Origin of the sequence: Microcoleus sp. D3_18a_C4, from assembly GCF_036702415.1 — a bacterium.
Lineage (GTDB): Bacteria > Cyanobacteriota > Cyanobacteriia > Cyanobacteriales > Microcoleaceae > Microcoleus.
The window spans coordinates 18,228-35,397 of the sequence record NZ_JAUBTI010000011.1 but is presented as its reverse complement, the minus strand read 5'-3'; the positions used below and the strand labels follow the sequence as shown (position 1 = coordinate 35,397).

At 46.4% G+C, this 17,170-nt stretch carries 18 protein-coding genes; 9 read left to right on the top strand and 9 right to left on the bottom strand.

What is annotated here, in order from left to right; translation table 11 throughout:
* Positions 1-95: 95 nt before the first annotated feature.
* A complete protein-coding gene (locus QUB16_RS08200; protein ID WP_333315403.1) occupies positions 96-641 on the bottom strand; it encodes a hypothetical protein in 546 nt (181 codons plus the stop codon).
* 237 nt (positions 642-878) lie between these two features.
* Between QUB16_RS08200 and QUB16_RS08195 the strand changes: the two genes are divergently transcribed.
* The 3 genes from QUB16_RS08195 (at position 879) to QUB16_RS08185 (ending at position 2,741) form a co-directional block, all read left to right on the top strand.
* Positions 879-2,243 carry an ATP-binding protein gene (locus tag QUB16_RS08195; RefSeq protein WP_333315401.1) on the top strand — a complete coding sequence of 455 codons (1,365 nt, stop codon included), beginning with the start codon at positions 879-881 and terminating at the stop codon, positions 2,241-2,243.
* 61 nt (positions 2,244-2,304) lie between these two features.
* Positions 2,305-2,514 carry a type II toxin-antitoxin system HicB family antitoxin gene (locus QUB16_RS08190; RefSeq protein WP_293133322.1) on the top strand — a complete coding sequence of 70 codons (210 nt, stop codon included), beginning with the start codon at positions 2,305-2,307 and terminating at the stop codon, positions 2,512-2,514.
* A 2-nt stretch (positions 2,515-2,516) separates the two neighbouring features.
* Positions 2,517-2,741 carry a type II toxin-antitoxin system HicA family toxin gene (locus tag QUB16_RS08185; RefSeq protein WP_333315400.1) on the top strand — a complete coding sequence of 75 codons (225 nt, stop codon included), beginning with the start codon at positions 2,517-2,519 and terminating at the stop codon, positions 2,739-2,741.
* A 377-nt stretch (positions 2,742-3,118) separates the two neighbouring features.
* Here QUB16_RS08185 and QUB16_RS08180 read toward each other — a convergent pair whose 3' ends face one another.
* The 6 genes from QUB16_RS08180 to QUB16_RS08155 form a co-directional block, all read right to left on the bottom strand.
* Positions 3,119-3,904, bottom strand: a complete 786-nt coding sequence (locus QUB16_RS08180) for a DUF6816 family protein (protein WP_333315398.1) — start codon at positions 3,902-3,904, stop codon at positions 3,119-3,121.
* 254 nt (positions 3,905-4,158) lie between these two features.
* Positions 4,159-4,563 (bottom strand): ChuX/HutX family heme-like substrate-binding protein, encoded by a 405-nt coding sequence (locus QUB16_RS08175; RefSeq protein ID WP_333057403.1) that lies wholly within the window; start codon positions 4,561-4,563, stop codon positions 4,159-4,161.
* A gap of 154 nt (positions 4,564-4,717) precedes the next feature.
* Positions 4,718-5,671 carry a PhoH family protein gene (locus tag QUB16_RS08170; RefSeq protein WP_333315396.1) on the bottom strand — a complete coding sequence of 318 codons (954 nt, stop codon included), beginning with the start codon at positions 5,669-5,671 and terminating at the stop codon, positions 4,718-4,720.
* A 500-nt stretch (positions 5,672-6,171) separates the two neighbouring features.
* Positions 6,172-6,675 carry a KH domain-containing protein gene (locus QUB16_RS08165; RefSeq protein ID WP_333057401.1) on the bottom strand — a complete coding sequence of 168 codons (504 nt, stop codon included), beginning with the start codon at positions 6,673-6,675 and terminating at the stop codon, positions 6,172-6,174.
* Positions 6,647-6,931, bottom strand: a complete 285-nt coding sequence (gene rpsP / locus QUB16_RS08160) for a 30S ribosomal protein S16 (protein WP_006633724.1) — start codon at positions 6,929-6,931, stop codon at positions 6,647-6,649. The genes QUB16_RS08165 and rpsP overlap by 29 nt, the downstream gene beginning before the upstream one ends.
* Before the next feature lie 81 nt (positions 6,932-7,012).
* Positions 7,013-8,347 carry a D-alanyl-D-alanine carboxypeptidase gene (locus tag QUB16_RS08155; RefSeq protein ID WP_333315394.1) on the bottom strand — a complete coding sequence of 445 codons (1,335 nt, stop codon included), beginning with the start codon at positions 8,345-8,347 and terminating at the stop codon, positions 7,013-7,015.
* Positions 8,348-9,060: 713 nt separating this feature from the next.
* On the opposite strand from QUB16_RS08155, the gene plsX reads away from it, so the two are divergent.
* The 6 genes from plsX (at position 9,061) to QUB16_RS08125 (ending at position 15,466) form a co-directional block, all read left to right on the top strand.
* Positions 9,061-10,110 (top strand): phosphate acyltransferase PlsX, encoded by a 1,050-nt coding sequence (plsX, locus tag QUB16_RS08150; RefSeq protein WP_333108170.1) that lies wholly within the window; start codon positions 9,061-9,063, stop codon positions 10,108-10,110.
* Positions 10,111-10,274: 164 nt separating this feature from the next.
* Positions 10,275-11,276, top strand: coding sequence for a beta-ketoacyl-ACP synthase III (locus tag QUB16_RS08145; RefSeq protein WP_333315392.1), 1,002 nt, complete (start codon positions 10,275-10,277; stop codon positions 11,274-11,276).
* Positions 11,277-11,780: 504 nt separating this feature from the next.
* Positions 11,781-12,662: an ACP S-malonyltransferase gene (gene fabD, locus QUB16_RS08140; RefSeq protein WP_333315390.1), complete on the top strand. Its 882-nt coding sequence runs from the start codon at positions 11,781-11,783 to the stop codon at positions 12,660-12,662.
* Between the two features lie 244 nt (positions 12,663-12,906).
* On the top strand, positions 12,907-13,620 hold the full coding sequence (locus tag QUB16_RS08135) for a PspA/IM30 family protein (protein WP_333315388.1): 714 nt from the start codon (positions 12,907-12,909) through the stop codon (positions 13,618-13,620).
* A gap of 10 nt (positions 13,621-13,630) precedes the next feature.
* Complete coding sequence (locus QUB16_RS08130; protein WP_333315386.1) at positions 13,631-14,572, top strand: phosphate ABC transporter substrate-binding protein; 942 nt, start codon at positions 13,631-13,633, stop codon at positions 14,570-14,572.
* Between the two features lie 255 nt (positions 14,573-14,827).
* Entirely contained in the window at positions 14,828-15,466 is a 639-nt protein-coding gene (locus QUB16_RS08125) for a lysophospholipid acyltransferase family protein (RefSeq protein WP_333315385.1), read from the top strand.
* 200 nt (positions 15,467-15,666) lie between these two features.
* Here the strand turns inward: QUB16_RS08125 and QUB16_RS08120 are convergent, their stop codons facing one another.
* A complete protein-coding gene (locus QUB16_RS08120; protein WP_333315383.1) occupies positions 15,667-16,206 on the bottom strand; it encodes a GAF domain-containing protein in 540 nt (179 codons plus the stop codon).
* A 165-nt stretch (positions 16,207-16,371) separates the two neighbouring features.
* On the bottom strand, positions 16,372-16,962 hold the full coding sequence (locus tag QUB16_RS08115) for a YdcF family protein (RefSeq protein WP_333315382.1): 591 nt from the start codon (positions 16,960-16,962) through the stop codon (positions 16,372-16,374).
* Between the last annotated feature and the right edge of the window lie 208 nt (positions 16,963-17,170).

Here is a 17,170-nt window from a genome sequence, read left to right as displayed (position 1 = left end):
TCTCCAATTGGAGATTTATTTTCCCTGACGCACTCTACAATTGCTTTTATTTATACATACCCTCTTAAGTTGTTTTTATTGCTGTTCCTTACTCTTCACTCATCATTGAGGTAGTCCCTAAGACCCATGCTAACCGCATTGCAGGAGTGTTGTTCAAGAGAAGATGTACGACAAGAAAGGCACGAATTCAGAGATCCGGCGGCTGCCTTTAATGTATTAAATTGATCTGGCAAAGCCTTTGTTTTCTCTACTAACTCTGCGGCTTGATTTTGGTATTCTTGCATTTGGATAACGCACTGTTCTCTTTGATAATTATTGCTCAAAGGCTTCAGTTTTCTGCCCTCTTCTTCTAGCCGACTTATATCATCGTAGATTTGTTCAAGATTGTAAGTATTAGGAACTGTAGCACTTGTACCGACAACAGGTTGCGTGGCTGAGATGTCTCCTGGGTGGGAAAACAATAAAGTTGGTAATAATACTATTGAAATTAGTGCCTTACCAACCCCCATCAATAACCCCCACGCTAGCTTAAACGGTGATAAAGCAATACCTCCAATTCCCAAAATGACACTGAAAATCCAAGAGAAGAAAGTTGATACCAAGTGAAAAATAAAACTTGGTATGGCAAATAAAAAGTCCATAATACATAACCCCTAACTATTCAAACTAATTTACCTAAAGTATCGAGAAAGCAATTGTGGTGGATTCTCTCTGTTAGATTACAATATTTAGATAAAATATGACAACTAAAAACAGTCGGATTTAGCACCCAATTTTTCTAACCATCCTGAACTAATTTAGTAAAATTTGGTATAATTCAGTTGACAAAGTAGGATTTGGTAGAATATAGTACACTAAACCTCGCTCAACGCTGACGTATGAATGTTGAAGATGTTGTACAATGGGTGAATAATTTGATTGTTGACAAAACTGGAGAACATCTCACACCCCTACAGGAAGCAATACTAACGGGTGTTTGGCAAAGGCAAAAATATCCTCAAATAGCTAAAGATTATAATTGTAACGAATCTCACGTAAAAAAAGAAGCGGCTAAGTTATGGGAAAAACTGGGTGAGGAATTAGGAGAAGACCTCAATAAATTTAATTTTCGTTCTAAGTTAGAAAAAAAATATACTATTTCTCAAGTTTCTAATTTTGTTCGATGTGTAAAAGGAAATATTAATATTTGTAATGAATTTGTACAAACTATTGAAGATACAAAAACCCGATCGCCCTTTCCCCCTAACTCTCCCCAAAACAACAGTCAATCCCCAATCATCGATTTAACAGACGCACCGGAATTCCCTTACTTTTACGATCGCACCTCAGAACTCTCCACCCTCAAACAATGGATTTTACAAGCCCACACCCGCTTAATTACCATCTACGGCTTAAGTGGAATTGGCAAAAGTGCGATCGCCCTCAAACTCATCGAACAAATTCAAACCGAATTTGATTATATTATTTGGTTAAGCCTCACCAACACACCCACACTTTCAACCGTCCAAACCGAACTCAAGCAATTTTTTGGGCGATCGCAACAACCCTCATTACCCACAATCATCGATTATTTCCGATCTTCTCGCTGTCTAGTAATTCTTGATGACGTACAGAATATTTTTAGTAGCAGTCAATTAGCAGGTCAATATTTAGCAGGCTATGAAGACTATGGCAAATTTTTTAAACAACTTGCCACATCCTCTCATCAGAGTTGTTTAATCCTCCTCAGTTGGGAAAAACCCAAAGAAATAGCGAATTTAGAAGCCGAAAACCTGTCCACGCGAAGCTTACACCTCAAAGGGTTAGGACAAGAAGCCGCAGAAATTTTCCAACAAAAAGGATTAGTCGATGAGGAAAAATGGTCAGACTTGATCGCCATTTATCAAGGTCATCCTTCCTGGCTAAATATCATTGCTGCAACTATTTTGGAGTTATTTGATGGTAGCGTTTCCCTGTTTTTATCCGATGTAAATGATTTATTTTTAGGTGACTTAGAACCCATCTTAGAATCTCACCTAAAGCGTTTATCAGAGTCAGAAAAAAAGGCGTTATACTGGTTAGCCACTCAAAAGGAAACTGTAGATATTTCCCGAAAAACTACTGATAGTGAATTATCCCAATCAGAATTTTGGCAAGCCATACAATCTTTAGGCCGACGCGGCTTAGTGGAAAAAGTGTTAGTAGGAGGGCGATCGCTCTTTTTCCTCAATCCCGTATTCAAAGCATACATTCAGTGCAGGTGAAATATTATATAATCTATAAGAGATTACATTTCTTACATTTAACGAATAGAAAGCGAATCTTATGAAAACATTTACCGCTATAATCGAAAAAGATTCTGATACCAAGCTTTACGTTGGTTATATTCCTGGATTTCCTGGGGCGCATTCCCAGGGAGAAACCTTGGATGAGTTACACGAGAATCTGCGTGAGGTAATTGAGATGCTCCTAGAAGATGATACTCTCGTCATTCAGACTGAGTTTATAGGTACACAACAGATTGTGATCCGATAAACATGAGCAATATCCCAGTTCTGAAACCACAGGAAATAGTCCGCATACTAGAGAACCTTGACTTTGTAGAGGTGCGTCAAAAAGGCTCACATAAGCAGTTCCGTCACCAAGATGGGCGAGGAACTACAGTTCCTTTTCATAAAGGGCGTGATATATCACCTCGATTGCTTCAGCGGATTGCAATTGATATTGGCTTTACAGTTGAGGAAATGTTGGAGTCCCGGTGAGTTTACGTGAACTACGTGACTACTTTTTGCCCCAATTGCTGCTGCAAAACTACCGAAATCCGGGAACCGAAACTGCAGGGAAACAAACTCCCGCCAAGGCAAAATGTGAGGGGAAAGCAGGATTTTTTTAATCGCTCTTCTGGACTTCTACATCGATCGCATAAAAGCATTCACCCCATCATATTGATCCGCCATCCGCGAATAAAACTCGATCGATCGCAAATCCAACTCCGGCAACAGTTCACTCTTACTCACCAACTCATATCCCGTTGGACGCAAACAATAAACCGAAATTACCCCATATTACCAAAACCAAACCTCCTGCACACCCACCCGACGATAGATTTCCAGCGTATCAATTCCACCACTCGTCACTGTCACAAGGAAGATGCCCCCACCAACTCCAACCGATATCGGTACAAAGCCACAGGATTCCCCCCAGCCGCAAAATAATCCGGGTCTTGGGGCGACAAATAAATCGCTGTCACCTGATCCGCCTGAATTCTTTTACTCGCAGAATCGCCATTTTTGCCACATCCAACAACTCGATAAGCCGTTGTTGTTTCCACCTCGTTTAAATAAATATCAGACTCCCCCCGAAACACCTGCTGAGAAATCTCTGTAGACACAAACTCGCGAGGATTCCGCGTCTCAGTCCCCCGACTGGTAACAATCGAAATTAATTGGCGTTCCCCTTTCAAAACAGTAATTTGGCGGTTGGGATTGGTCGGATCGACTTTCACCGAAAGTACGCCACGATCGCCTAAATAAGCCTTGGCAATATTCAAACCGTTAAAAGTGCGATCGGCTACAATCTTTTGATCATTTTTAAATGTATAATTAGAAATTAACCCAAGATTTTTTTCAGGTTGAAATCGCACTTTAAATAATACCGGCTGCTGCAAATACTGGCGGTTGCTTTCAAACCCTGGCGTGACAATATTTGGCGCTAAAGGAGCGGCTAAATCTACCAAAGTGCTAGCAACATTCCAATTCCCCGCCATCCAGTCGGGATATACCAAATCTCCCTTAGCTACAGCGATAGGAGGCTTGCTTTCCCAATTGGGAAAACTTGATATGCGATCGCCCAAAACCCCCGCCCTCGCACCGCCACCCCACAGCAACACCAGCAAAACCAGACAAAAACCCCAAATTCCCTTCATACCCAATTACATTCAAAAAACTAACCTTCTGTCTCTCTTTCTCTTCTTTCTCTCTTCTCTGCGTTCTCGGCGCCCTCTGCGGTTCATTAATTCAAAAATTAGACAACAAATCAGTTAAACATCATATTTTATACCATTTTCATAAACACGCAAGATGCCTGTTGCACAAAAATAAATGTTCTGCTTGTGGGGAGTAGGGGTTGGGCATCCTACCCGCCCCCAATATGCAATTCACAGGTGGAAAAACCTATCTTTTAAAGCGCCTCAACAGGTGCAGGTTCCCAAACCTCCCCGTATTTTTCCTTCAATTCGTGCCAATTTTCCACCTGTCCTGGTTCGTATTCCCCCGGCTTTCCCCACTGCAAAAACGCACTCAAAGCAGCCTCATTTTGTTCGTCGAGAAAACGGATTGCATAAGTAGTGAAATTCCCTCTTTTCGCCTCGCCAGTTTCAAATTTCACCTGTTTTATTTTGTCCATATTTAGGTGAAACTCAAATATTTCGGCGTGCATATTGGCATATTTACCCTTCGGCAACTCCGCATAAAACAGCTTGTGAATTGAACCGCGCACTTCCAGCACCGCCGCGCTGCTAGTCACGATTAAACGCAGCGTTCCCAATTGTTCGCAAGCTTCCAAGAATTCTTTCAGATTAGGCATAATTTAATTGGGGAATTGGGAATTTGGTATTTGGTATTTGGAATTGGGCATTGGGCATTGGGCATTGGGCATTGGGCATTGATTATTGGTAATTAAAAACAACAACCAATGACTACTGACTACTGACTACTGACTACTGACTAATGACTACTGACTATGTTTCGTGCAGTTCGTAAGCAGCGACAATCCGCTGCACTAGAGGATGTCGCACCACATCCGCCTGAGAGAATTCGCAGAAAGCAATGCCCTCAACGTTGCGTAGAATGTTTTGGGCGACTGACAATCCCGACTGTTGGTTTGGCGGCAAATCTGTTTGAGTGATATCCCCCGTTACTACCATTCTCGATCGAAAGCCCAGACGAGTCAACACCATTTTCATCTGAGCCGGCGTCGTATTTTGAGCTTCGTCCAAAATTACGAAAGCATTGCTGAGAGTGCGCCCCCGCATATAAGCTAAAGGAGCTACTTCGATCAAGCCTCTTTCCATTAAATCGGCCATTTTTTCAGGGTCGATCATTTCTTGCAGGGCGTCGTAAAGCGGGCGCAAATACGGATCGACTTTTTGCTGCAAATCTCCGGGCAAAAACCCTAATTTTTCGCCAGCTTCCACGGCTGGCCTGGTTAAAATCAGCCGTTCGTACTGCTTGCTCAACAGCGCTTGCACGGCGAAAATAGCTGCTAAAAATGTTTTGCCAGTACCAGCGGGGCCAATGCAAAATGTCAGGTCGTGCGTGCGTACTGCTTGGACGTATTGCCGCTGCTTGAAGGTTTTGGCTCTAATTTCTTCGCCGCGGCGGGTTCTGGCGAGAACGTCTCGCTGCAAGTCTTGTAAATCGCCTTGGCGGTTGCTATCCAAAGCTTGGCGCGCCGTCTGGATTTCAACTCCAGTAATATTTTTGCCGGATTTCCAATAGTCGGAGAGCGATCGCACTAATTTATGACACAATTCTACTTGAGTTTTTGTGCCAGAAATCAGCAGTTCTTGCCCTCGCATTACCAGGGTAGCACCGGTTTGCTTAGAGATCATTTTCAGGTTTTCTTCTTGATTACCGGCCAGCGACATTGCACTTTGAGTGCTCGGTAACTCTATTGTTAGTTTTTCATTCATGCCAACATAATCTCCTCCAAATAAGCAATTAAAAGTTAACAACTAAGGATCGCGAATTAAATAACTTACAATTTTAATTGTTATTGTGGGATGGGCGGGACGCCCGTCCTTTTTGGACGGGCGGGACGCCCATCCCACAAACTTGTGGAAGTTATTTAATTCTCATTCCTAAACATTCAACCAGTCACTATTTGCGAACAAAAAGACGCCCGTTACTAGGTTTTACCTAGTATCTAAGGCGTCTTTTAGATTTAGCTCCCAAATGAGTTTGGTGCTTGAGGCACAAATCAAATCTCCCTTCTATTAAGTCAGGCAATTTTAGATTTTAGATTTGAAATTTTAGATTTTAGATTAACCTGATGCCGCTGACATTTGAAATTTAAAATTTTACATTTGTTTCCGATCGCAAAACCGGCAATTTCAAACCAAACGGGGCTTGTAATACAAACTCTACAACAGGCAATCTAAAATCTAAAATTCTTTCTGGGTTCTGCAGTTAGTTAATAACCGGGAGTATTTCTGCTCGTTCTAAACGTAGGTGTGTTAGTACGGCGAGGTTGTTCTCTCGGAGTTCTGCTAGCCAAGGGACTCGGCGACGGAGGCGGCGTCCGGGGTCGGAAGTCGCCTCGCGGCTCCCGCGAGCCACGATCTGGCCGATCGCGATCTGGGCGGTCGCGATCCGGGCGATCGCGATCGCCCCTGGGCGGGCCAGATCCGCGATCGCCCGCTTCACCATCGTATATATCTAAGTAGAGGGACTGACCCGCCGTCTGCGCCACCGCTTCGAGCGTAGTTCTAATTGCCTGAATATTGCGTCCGCCCCTACCGTAAACCCGGCCTTTGTCGGGATCTTCAAAAGCAAGCCTAACCCAGACCCGCGATTGGCGCGGGTGCAGTTCGCAATCAACCCGCAAAGAGCCGGGGGTCTCTAAAAAAGGCCCAATTAAAAACTTAACCAGTCCAGCATAGTTGGGACTAGCTGACTGTTGCTGTGCTGGATTCAACGTTAGCTCCGGCTCCGACTTGTTCAAATACATGGGCTTTTCTCAGGATGTCACGCACGGTGTCAGTTGGCTGAGCGCCTTCTTGCAGGCGCTTGACAATCGCTGGAACATCCAGCCTGGTTTCGTTATTTCTGGGGTTGTAATAGCCGAGCTCTTCTAGGGGACGGCCGTCGCGGCGAGTAGAACTGTTCATCGCTACAATCCGGTAGCTTGTCTCGCGTTTTTTCCCGTATCTCTTCAATCGCAGTTTGATCATCTTCTTGCACAATAGTCTTGTTCCAATTCTAAGCTATTTTGTCAGTGCTCCTTCCCCGAACCCCAACTCAACCCCTATTTCTTAACCTCCGACCAAAATATCGCTACGATTTGCTGCCCCCAAGGCAGGTCTGGCGCCGTCAATGTGCGGTGTAATTGCTACTGGCAAAATCGATGCAGTTCCCCACTGCTGCACCAATTTTTGCAAAAATATATCTTGCTGCGCTCTCAAAGAGTCCCAATCGGTGCCGCGATTAATAATTGCAAACCAAACTAAACCCCGATCGCGCGTGGGTATGGCTCCAGCCAAAGCAATCACCGTGTCCAAAGTACCAGTTTTCACCACAGCCGATCGCGGAATGTGTCGGTATTCCAAAGTTCCTTTATCGCGGCCGGACACCGGAAACAAGTCAGCAACTGTCAGCCCAGTAGTCTGAAGGTTGCGCCCGATCGCCTGCATCATCCCACAAGCCGCCCTCGGAGACATCCGATTTTCCACTCCCAATCCCGAACCGTTAACTAATTGAACTTCCTCCTCCGGCACCCCCGCAGCCCAAGTCGCTTGCTGCTGCACTATTTTTGCCCCGCCCAAATCGTCGGTCAGCATCTGAGCCATTTCATTATCGCTGTGGACGTTCATCTGCTTGAGAATTTCGGCTAAAGGGAGCGATCGGCGTTTCAGCAGCAAACGCCCCGAAGTCACAAATTTCTCAGCAATGACGCTGCCGGCAACCGTTACTTGCGGCTTTCTAGTTCCCGGAGCCATCTTAGAATACATTGCCACCACGTCCGCAGGCCAATTGCTACCCTCAAGAGCTTGCCGCAGTATCTCCCCCGCCACCAAAGGATCGGACTGATAATTCATGCGGAAATTGCCTGTCACCACCAAATTCCCCGCCACACGATTGATACCCATTTGATTGAGAGCATTGCCCACGGCGATCGCCTCCTCCCACACAAACAGCGGATCGCCCCCGCCGCTGACCACCAAATCCCCCTGCAATACACCATTCCTAATCGGCCCCGTTCCCCGGAACCGCGTTTCAAACTGATAATCCGCGCCCCAAGTTTCCAGCGACGCTAGAGAAGTCGCAATCTTAGTCAGCGAAGCCCCAGGCATCAGCGTCTTGCCCTGCTGACTTACCAGCGGCATCATTCCCGCTTGCACCCAAATTCCCTGATTGCCCTCAATCAAGTTCTTGTCTTTCAACTCTTTTAAATATTCCCGCACCGTCGCTTCTGCTGGCAAGTCGGGATTTGCCGCATTTATTCGCCCAAAAGCCAAATCTTCGGCCACCACTAACCCGGGTATCCCTCCCCGCCAAGCCAGCACTGACGCAGCATTAGGCGCGGCACTGCCTACTCCAGCCATGTCCAGCCACAGAGACATCATCCCTGAGCTAAATAAATCCAGCATTTTTTACTCCTAAAGTCAATCGATATTAGATTTTAGATTTGAGATTAAAGAATTGAAGAAAGCGCTCCCACTGATAAATCCGGGGGCAAGTGATGAGGATGGGGAGCTTTTTTTTCGCTCCACGGATGAATCCGGGGTTTCCGGACTAAAGTGCTTGCGGTCATGTAAACTATTTCATTGATTTTTTCAAGATGCCGTCAAAAATAGTAAAGTAGTGACAAAACAAGTTCTATCAGAGTAGTCGGAAATAAGAATTGTCCGATCGCCCTAGCGAGCGGATTTTAGTTCTTTATTCAGACTTGTGGATGCAAGATCCTGACCGAAAGACGAGACGCAAGCCCCGGGCTACCGACATGGGGATAAGTCGGTAGCGGTTTCAACCGCCGTGTATAATCAGCACAAGCGAAAAGTGAGTAGGAATAACATAAGAGCGCATTGAAGTACCCTAGTATGGAGCAATCCCAGCAACGGACAGATCCAACTAGATTTGGAATAGTTAAAGGGCAAATAATGGCAGGGTATGGAGCGTTCAAACTTAAACATACGAAGGCCTCAGAAAGTATACGCAATCTCAGCTTTAAGCTGTTTGAGTGAGTAGAGGGATACTTGAATGTCCCGTTGTCGCCTTGATTGGTGGGCAAGAATCCCCCGGCTTTAGACGTGGGGAGGTTCAATTCCTGGTAGAATTTTTAGTGTTTCTCAAACATTGGTCAATGGGATCGACACGCGCAAGAATTGCAATAGACGCTATGGGTGGGGATCATGCCCCCGCCGAAGTTGTAGCTGGAGCGCTTAAGGCACAAGAAGAATTAGGCGTAGAGATTTTGCTTGTGGGCGACCCACAGCAAATAGAAGACTCGCTCCGGCAACAAGACGCGATCGGCCGCGTCTGTACAGGTCAGCTAGAAATCGTTCCTTCTGAAGGAGCGATCGAAATGCACGAAGAACCTTTGAGTGCCCTCAAACGCAAGCCCAACGCTTCGATTAACGTAGCGATGAACTTGGTAAAGCAGCAGCAAGCTGATGCTGTGGTGTCCGCCGGTCACTCCGGCGCGGCAATGGCTGCTGCCCTGCTCAGGTTGGGCCGGCTCCCCGGAATCGATCGCCCTGCGATCGGTGCGGTTTTGCCGACAATGATACCGGGCAGCTCTGTACTCATTCTCGATGTTGGCGCTAATGTGGACTGCCGCCCCAAATTTTTGGAGCAGTTCGCTCTTATGGGAACTATTTACAGCCAGTGCGTGCTGGGTGTCGCCGAACCTAAAATCGGCCTGCTCAACATTGGCGAAGAACCTTCTAAAGGCAACGACGCAGCCGTGCGGACTCACCAGTTATTGGTGGACAACCCGAACATTCCTTTTGTGGGCAATGCCGAAGGCCGCGACGTGCTGTCGGGGAAATTCGACGTGATTGTCTGCGACGGGTTTGTCGGCAACGTGTTGTTGAAGTTTGCGGAAGCAGTGGGCGAAGTCGTAGTCCAGGTGCTTAAGGAAGAGTTGGTCAAAGGACTCCAACATCAAATTAACGACCCTATGCTGCAAAAAAGCTTGCAAGGATTCAAGCAGCGGGTAGACCACGTTGAACACGGCGGCGGTTTGCTGTTGGGCGTTGCTGGAGTTTGCATTATCAGCCACGGTTCGTCTCAAGCTGCTTCAATTTTCAATGCCATTCGTTTGGCGAAGGAGGCTGTTGACAACCAAGTGCTGGAGCGAATTCGATCGTCCAACAACCAAAGCGCTCTGGAACAAGAAGCTGTGAATTAGAGGCAGTAAGTAGGAATTAAAAATTAAAAATGTAAAATTAAAAATGTCAGCTTAAACCAACTGTTTTGCTTAAAAAAGAGTAATTTCAGCAGTTTAAAAAATAATTTTAATTGGTAGTTTTTAATTTTTAATTTCTAGATGGAACAGCGAGTAAATGGAGAGGAATGTTGCAGCAATCAGGGTTCGGCATTGCCGTCACGGGTAGCGGTTCTTGTACACCGCAGGTTTCGCTGGATAATAACGGTTTGAGTCAGATAGTAGAAACGAATGACGAGTGGATTGGCGCGCGGACGGGTATTCGCTCCCGCAGGCTGGCGGACGATCGCACTTCTTTGTGCGATTTAGCCACAGAGGCATCTCAAAAGGCGATCGCAATGGCAGAAATTTCGCCGACAGATATCGATTTAATTATTTTGGCGACTTCCAGTCCTGACGATTTGTTTGGCACGGCCAGTAAAATTCAATATCAGTTGGGCGCGACAAAAGCTGTGGCTTTTGATTTGACAGCAGCTTGTTCGGGCTTTATTTTTGGTTTAGTGACAGCCTCGCAGTTCATTCGGACAGGGGTTTATCAAAATGTTTTGCTGATCGGAGCCGATATTTTATCTCGCTGGGTGAATTGGTCGGATCGGGGTACTTGCATTCTCTTTGGAGACGGTGCAGGTGCGGTGGTATTGCAAGCTTCAGAAGTCGATTCCTTTTTGGGATTTGAAATTCGCAGCGACGGCACACAAAATTCGTCTCTCAATTTGGCTTACAAAGCCGAGTCAAAAGAATTAATTGAGGGCGTCAGCGTCGGAGTTGGCGGATTTCATCCCATCACAATGAACGGTCAAGAAATCTATCGCTTTGCCGTGAGAAAAGTGCCGGAAGTCATTGAAAAAGCTATGTTTCGGGCAAATGTCAGCGCTGCTGAAATTGACTGGCTGTTGTTGCACCAAGCCAATCAGCGGATTCTCGATGCAGTTGCCCAAAGGCTAAAGATTCCCCCCGAAAAAGTAATCAGCAATTTGGCGAATTACGGCAATACCTCAGCGGCTTCAATTCCCCTTGCCTTAGACGAAGCCGTGCGTCTGGGTAAAGTTAAAGCGGGCGATACTATTGCTGCTGCTGGTTTCGGTGCAGGTTTGACTTGGGGGGCGGCGATTTTTCAATGGGGAAGGTAATACCATTTTAGATTTTAGATTTTAGATTTTAGATTGGGAATTACTGAGGAACTATGGGTTTGGAGCTGGTAAAGCAGTTTCATTCTTTTTGGGAACTGGTATAATGTTTGGCGGCTTCAAACTTTGGCTAATGATTGTGGGGAGTGCGACCGTTGCATAATACAAATCCTTTAACAAGCCATACATAGGGCAAGAGGCGCAGCCGTACTGCCTCGGGACAGGAGTTCTTGACAAGCCCGCCCTGAGATTGAAAATCCTCTATTCTTCGATCGACTTTCCCCGGCTTGAAGGTGGAAAATTGTGCTACGGCTATTAATCAAATTAAAGTAGCAAAAAAAATATAAACCTGGTAAAAAAGGCAATTATATGTTAGAATTGTGAGTCGCGAGTAGATAGTTCGTTAACGGAAAGATAGCGGATACCAGCGAGCGAACTTAGAAGCGGGAAAGAAAGAATTTTTGCAATCACCAATTAGCAACCACCAATTAGCAGATTACCGGAAAAATGACTAAAACAGCATGGGTATTTCCCGGACAAGGTTCCCAGGCGATCGGGATGGGTGCAGACTTATTAAACTTGCCAACAGCCAAAGCCAAATTTGAGCTCGCTAAAGAAATTTTAGGTTGGTCTGTCCCGGAAGTTTGCCAAAAAGAAGAAGCACAACTATCTCGGACTCTCTACACTCAGCCTTGCTTGTTCGTAGTAGAAAGTATTTTGGCCGACTTAATGCGAGAAAAAAGCGATCGGCCAGCGGTAGTTGCCGGTCACAGTTTAGGAGAATACGTTGCCCTCTACGCAGCAGGCGTCTTTGACTTTGAAACCGGATTGCGCTTAGTCAAACGCCGCGCCGAACTCATGGACACTGCCTCCGGCGGGCAAATGGTGGCTTTGATCGGGTTCGACAGGCAGGAACTAGAATTGCAAATTCAATACAGCCGAGACGTAGTGCTGGCCAACGACAACAGCGAAGCACAAGTCGTGATTTCTGGAACGCCCGCAGCAGTAGAAGATTTGCTTGCCAAAATCAAAGTCAAACGCGCCGTTAAATTGAATGTTTCCGGTGCGTTTCACTCTCCCCTGATGGCATCAGTGGCGGCCGAGTTTCAACTAGCGTTAAAGTCTGCAAGGTTTTCCGATGCTAAAATGCTGGTGCTCTCGAACGCAGAACCGTCAGCCACTACCAGCGCAGCTACTTTAAAGCAGCGCTTGACTCAGCAGATGACCAAAGGCGTGCGCTGGCGAGAAATTTCCCTGCAATTGCCGCAACAGGGAATCGATCGGGTAGTGGAAATTGGCCCCGGCAAAGTTCTCACAGGTTTGATCAAACGGACTTGTCCCGATTTAGCGCTGGTAAATGTTAGCAGTTTTGCAGATTTGCCCGCCTAATCTATTTTTAGCCTGTTATTAAATGGCAGGTTATAAAATTTAGAGTTAATTGGCCCGAAGATTGCCCAACAACGAATCGCACAACAGGCCAATCCGAATATTGCCTGTTGTGCAAATTGGGGATAGACGATCCAGACAGTTAGAAAATATTAATCAAAAATCGAGAAATCGATCGACCTGACGGGGCGATCGCCAAATCCTGATGTAGACTAGGCGTAAAAACCAAGCTTATCTGGATGTTTATATGAAAAAAGTCCTTTACTGGTTGATGGGCGACAAGGCAGGCAGAACCATCGTAGGTGCCTGGAACTGGATGTGGGGACTGCCCGTGGAATCCGGCGGCCAGGTGTCGGTGGCGGTAGCCGAAGAGTCACTGCGATCGATGCAAGAATCAGTGCAAAAGCTAGCAGCAGCAGTCTCCACCCAAGTTGCAGCCTACCAGCGCGCCAAAACGAAATATGAAGAAAAAGTTAGAGAAATGCAAACCGTAGAGCGCCAAGCCCTCACAGCCCAGCGCAACGGCAACGAAGAAGCAGCCCGCTTGGCAATGTCGAAAGTAATTCAGACAGAACAAATTCTGCCGCAGTTAGAAGCCCAAGTAAAACAAGCCGAACAGTACGTCAACGCTTCCAAAGACAAGCTAAATCGAGAGCGGATGAAGCTGGAAGCCTACAAAACCGATATGCAAAATATGAAAGATATGGCAGAGATTAACGAAGCTCTCGGAGCCATATCCAAAGTCAACAACGACCTCAGTATCGATTCAGCTCGATCGCAATTTGAGCAAGCCAAAAACGCCGTCCACGGCCGCAACCTCCAACAGCAAGCTTTAGCAGAAATATCTGAGAATCCCCAAGAAAGACTTCAGGCAGAATTAGACAATATGACCTTAGACGATGAAGTTAATCGCAGGCTACAAATGTTAGACGACTCCAACAACAAAGAACTTCCCAGCTAAGGACAATTTTATGGCTAAGAGCGGGCCTCCCCCCATAGTTTTTATCCTGTTATTTCTCTTGCTAGCCGGTGGCGGTTGGTTCTTTTTTCTCAACAAACCAGCATCGCAAGATGTTAGTAACAATCCCCCCACTCCCACACCCGCAGGCGATGGCGTCCCACTTCCCGTCGCGCCAGTAGTTGGCCGCGCTTCGCCTGTTGCAGCTACTTCCTTTGCGCTTCCAGCTTCTGTTCCTGCGGGTACGGCGGTGAGAATTGACGGTTCCACCAGCATGGTGACAATCAATCAGAACCTCAAGAACGGCTTTGAAGGCAAATTTTCCGGCACGACAGTCGATACCAAAGCGAACGGTTCTGAAAAAGGAATTCAGGATTTGGTGGCGGGAACAGCCGATATTGCAGCGGTATCGCGACCTTTGACGGCTCAAGAACAAGGTCAGGGTTTGGCAGCGGTGCCCGTTGCCCTAGATACGATCGCCCTTGTAGTCGGCATTAACAACCCCTTCAAAGCAGGTTTAACCTCCGCTCAAGTTCAAGCCATCTTCAAGGGAAATGCTCAAGACTGGTCGAAAGTCGGCGGCCCGGCAGGCCCGATTAAAGTGATAAATCGACCCGAAGTTAGCGGCACTCACCAAACGTTTAAAGAACAAGTGCTCGGAGGTGGCGAGTTTGGTAGGACGGCAAATATTACCACGCTCGATCGAGATGCTACAACTCCCCTGCTGCAAGCTTTAGGCAACAACGGCATTGGCTATGCGACTTTCGCTCAAGTAGTCAATCAGAAAACGGTGCGAGTTGTTCCAGTCAACGGTGCGACGACGGATGCTGGTAACTATCCTTACCACCGGCAGTTGTACTACGCCTACAAAAATCCTCCTAGCCAAGCAGTTAAGGATTTCTTGGGCTACGCGACTTCTTCGGAAGGACAGAAAGCTATGCTGGCCGGAAATTGAGCCTTTGTAAAGAATTCGCCAGAATAAATTCTGGCACTACACAAGCTGGCAAAGCGGTTTCAACCGCCGAATCATCTAACAACACGACACGCATAAACACGGATACACTGATGATACTCAACTTAGCCAATTAGCTAAACAGTCCGATCGCTGGGCCTATCCGTGTATCCGTGTCAAAATCCGTGTAGTGCTTCTTTTTTGATTGCTGAACTGATAGGCTAATATTCGATGTAATTTAAAATTTAAGGTTTTTCTGTGAGCAAAAGTCGCGAACCAGTCGAAAGTTTACTTCTCTACTATTTATTCAAATGGTCAATTGTCAGCCCGATGCTGCACCTTTACTTTCGGGGCCGCATCTACGGTGCAGAAAATGTTCCGACAGAAGGGCCACTGGTGGTAGTCAGCAATCACGCCAGCGATTTTGACCCGCCGATTTTGTCGAATTGCATGAGGCGGCCCGTCGCATTTATGGCAAAGGAAGAGTTATTTAAAGTTCCTATTTTGAAGCAGGCAATTACGCTTTACGGTGCTTATCCAGTGAAGCGGGAAAGTGCCGATCGCAGTGCAATTCGCTCGGCTATCAACTCTTTGGAAAATGGCTGGGCGACGGGTGTATTTTTGCAGGGAACTCGCACCCCAGACGGCAGAATTACTGAACCGAAATTAGGTGCTGCGCTGATAGCTGCTAAGGCAAAAGCGCCGCTGTTACCTGTTAGTTTGTGGGGAACTCACGCGATTTCGTCGAAAGGTTCGGGAATCCCGCGTCCGGTGCCGCTGACGGTGCGAATTGGCAAGCTAATTGAAGCGCCCGGTTCGTCGGATCGCGAGGAGTTGCAAGCGTTGACTCAAAGATGTGCAACGGAAATTAATGCGATGCACGATTTGGGGCGTTAAATTGCGGTAATATTATGTCCGGTTAATTAGTTATCATAAGAGTGCGAGCGTCTCGCTCGCGAGCTAGAAGCCTGCACGCGAGCTAGAAGCTCGCACGCGAGCTAGAAGCTCGCACGCGAGCTAGAAGCTCGCACGCGAGCTAGAAGCTCGCACTAAACAATAAATATAAGCGAGCGCTCGGACTTGATATAATCAGACGCTCAGATTTCTGCTTTAGCAGCGGTTACATAAGCGACAGCTAAAGGCGAAATTTTTTTTGTAACTGCTGCGATAACTTGGCGATCGAAGTCAGTCCAAACTCTAGGGCGATCGAACATACAAGGCTGCAAAACCCCCCACAATAAGCCGTCAGAACAAAGGTGAGCGTGAATCAAAGCTCGATGCCCGAACTCTTTTGCCTCAAAATTTTTGTTGACTACTTCAGGATTTGCTGTTTCAACATCCTCAACAAAAATCGAAGGTTCAGTTCGCAAAGCTGCTGCAAACAAAGGGTCTTCTTCCCCTAAAGATTCTGGTTCTTTTTTCCATTCCGCGTCCCCAATCTCTGGAAAGTTCGAGTTGCGACGCCAGCAGTAAGGTACTCTGCCTCTTTGCGTTTCAGGATTGCGGAGGTAGAGAAAGACCCGATCGCAATTTAACACCTCGCCTAAAGCCGGCACCAAAGCCGAAAAAACAGCATCCGGCGTTTTGCTGTCACTCAAAATTTTATCCAGAACTTGCGGCAGAATTTGGTCGGTCATTAACTTTAGCTTTTGAAGTTCATCTCTTAATTTTAAACTACTCCTTCTCTTCTTTTACGAATTTGTCATCAGCGTCTTCGCGGTTCGTTAAATCGCTAGAGGAGACAAGTTTTAAAACCAGAGGGAATGGAAAAAAATTAAAACTTGCTCAATCCTTCCCTTTGTTTATTCCATTCTGGCTTGGCTGAAGTTAGCACCTGTATAACCGGTTGTCAGCCAAAGAATAGCCCTAGCGCCGTCGCGAACAGCTTTTTCCATTGGTTCGGGGGTTCGCCCAGACGGAACTGCGACAGGCTTAAAACTAATGCCTCGACTGCCGAGCACGATTTCGCCGATAATCTGAGCTCGCCGCATATGATCGTCAGAAGTGATCAGATACACGCTCTCAATCCCTCTAGCTTTCAATTCATCTACCAGCGTAGTAAAATTTGTTACCGTATCCACTGCTCTGTAGTCTAAGTGCACGCGATCGGACTCAATTCCAGCTTCTGAAAACACCCATTCCGCGAACTCAGGATTGCTGCCAGACGACACCCAAATTGGCAATTCAGGGTGATCCAGAGCAAATTTGGCCGCAAACACCTCTCGCTCCGTAGCCCCACCTAGAACTAACAAAGCTTGGGGTCTCTGAAATTCGCTCTTAACCTCCTGATAGCCAAACCAACACGCCATCAAAAGCCCTACTAGGAACCAAAAACTGCGTGAAGTATTCAAAGGCTGGTAACGCCGCGTGTTTGAATTGATTCTTAACCACATCTAAACCTATAAAAATTTTATGTAACTCACAAAGGAACCATAGCAAAAAATACCGCACGTACAGCCCACTAACAGGAATTAAAAATTAAAATTTAAAAAAGGGTCGGGGGATCATAGATTTGAGATTTGAGATTTGAGATTTTAGATTGACTCTACGCTGGTGGTGGGGCTTAAACAGGTGATTTTAGATTTCAGATTTCAGATTTGA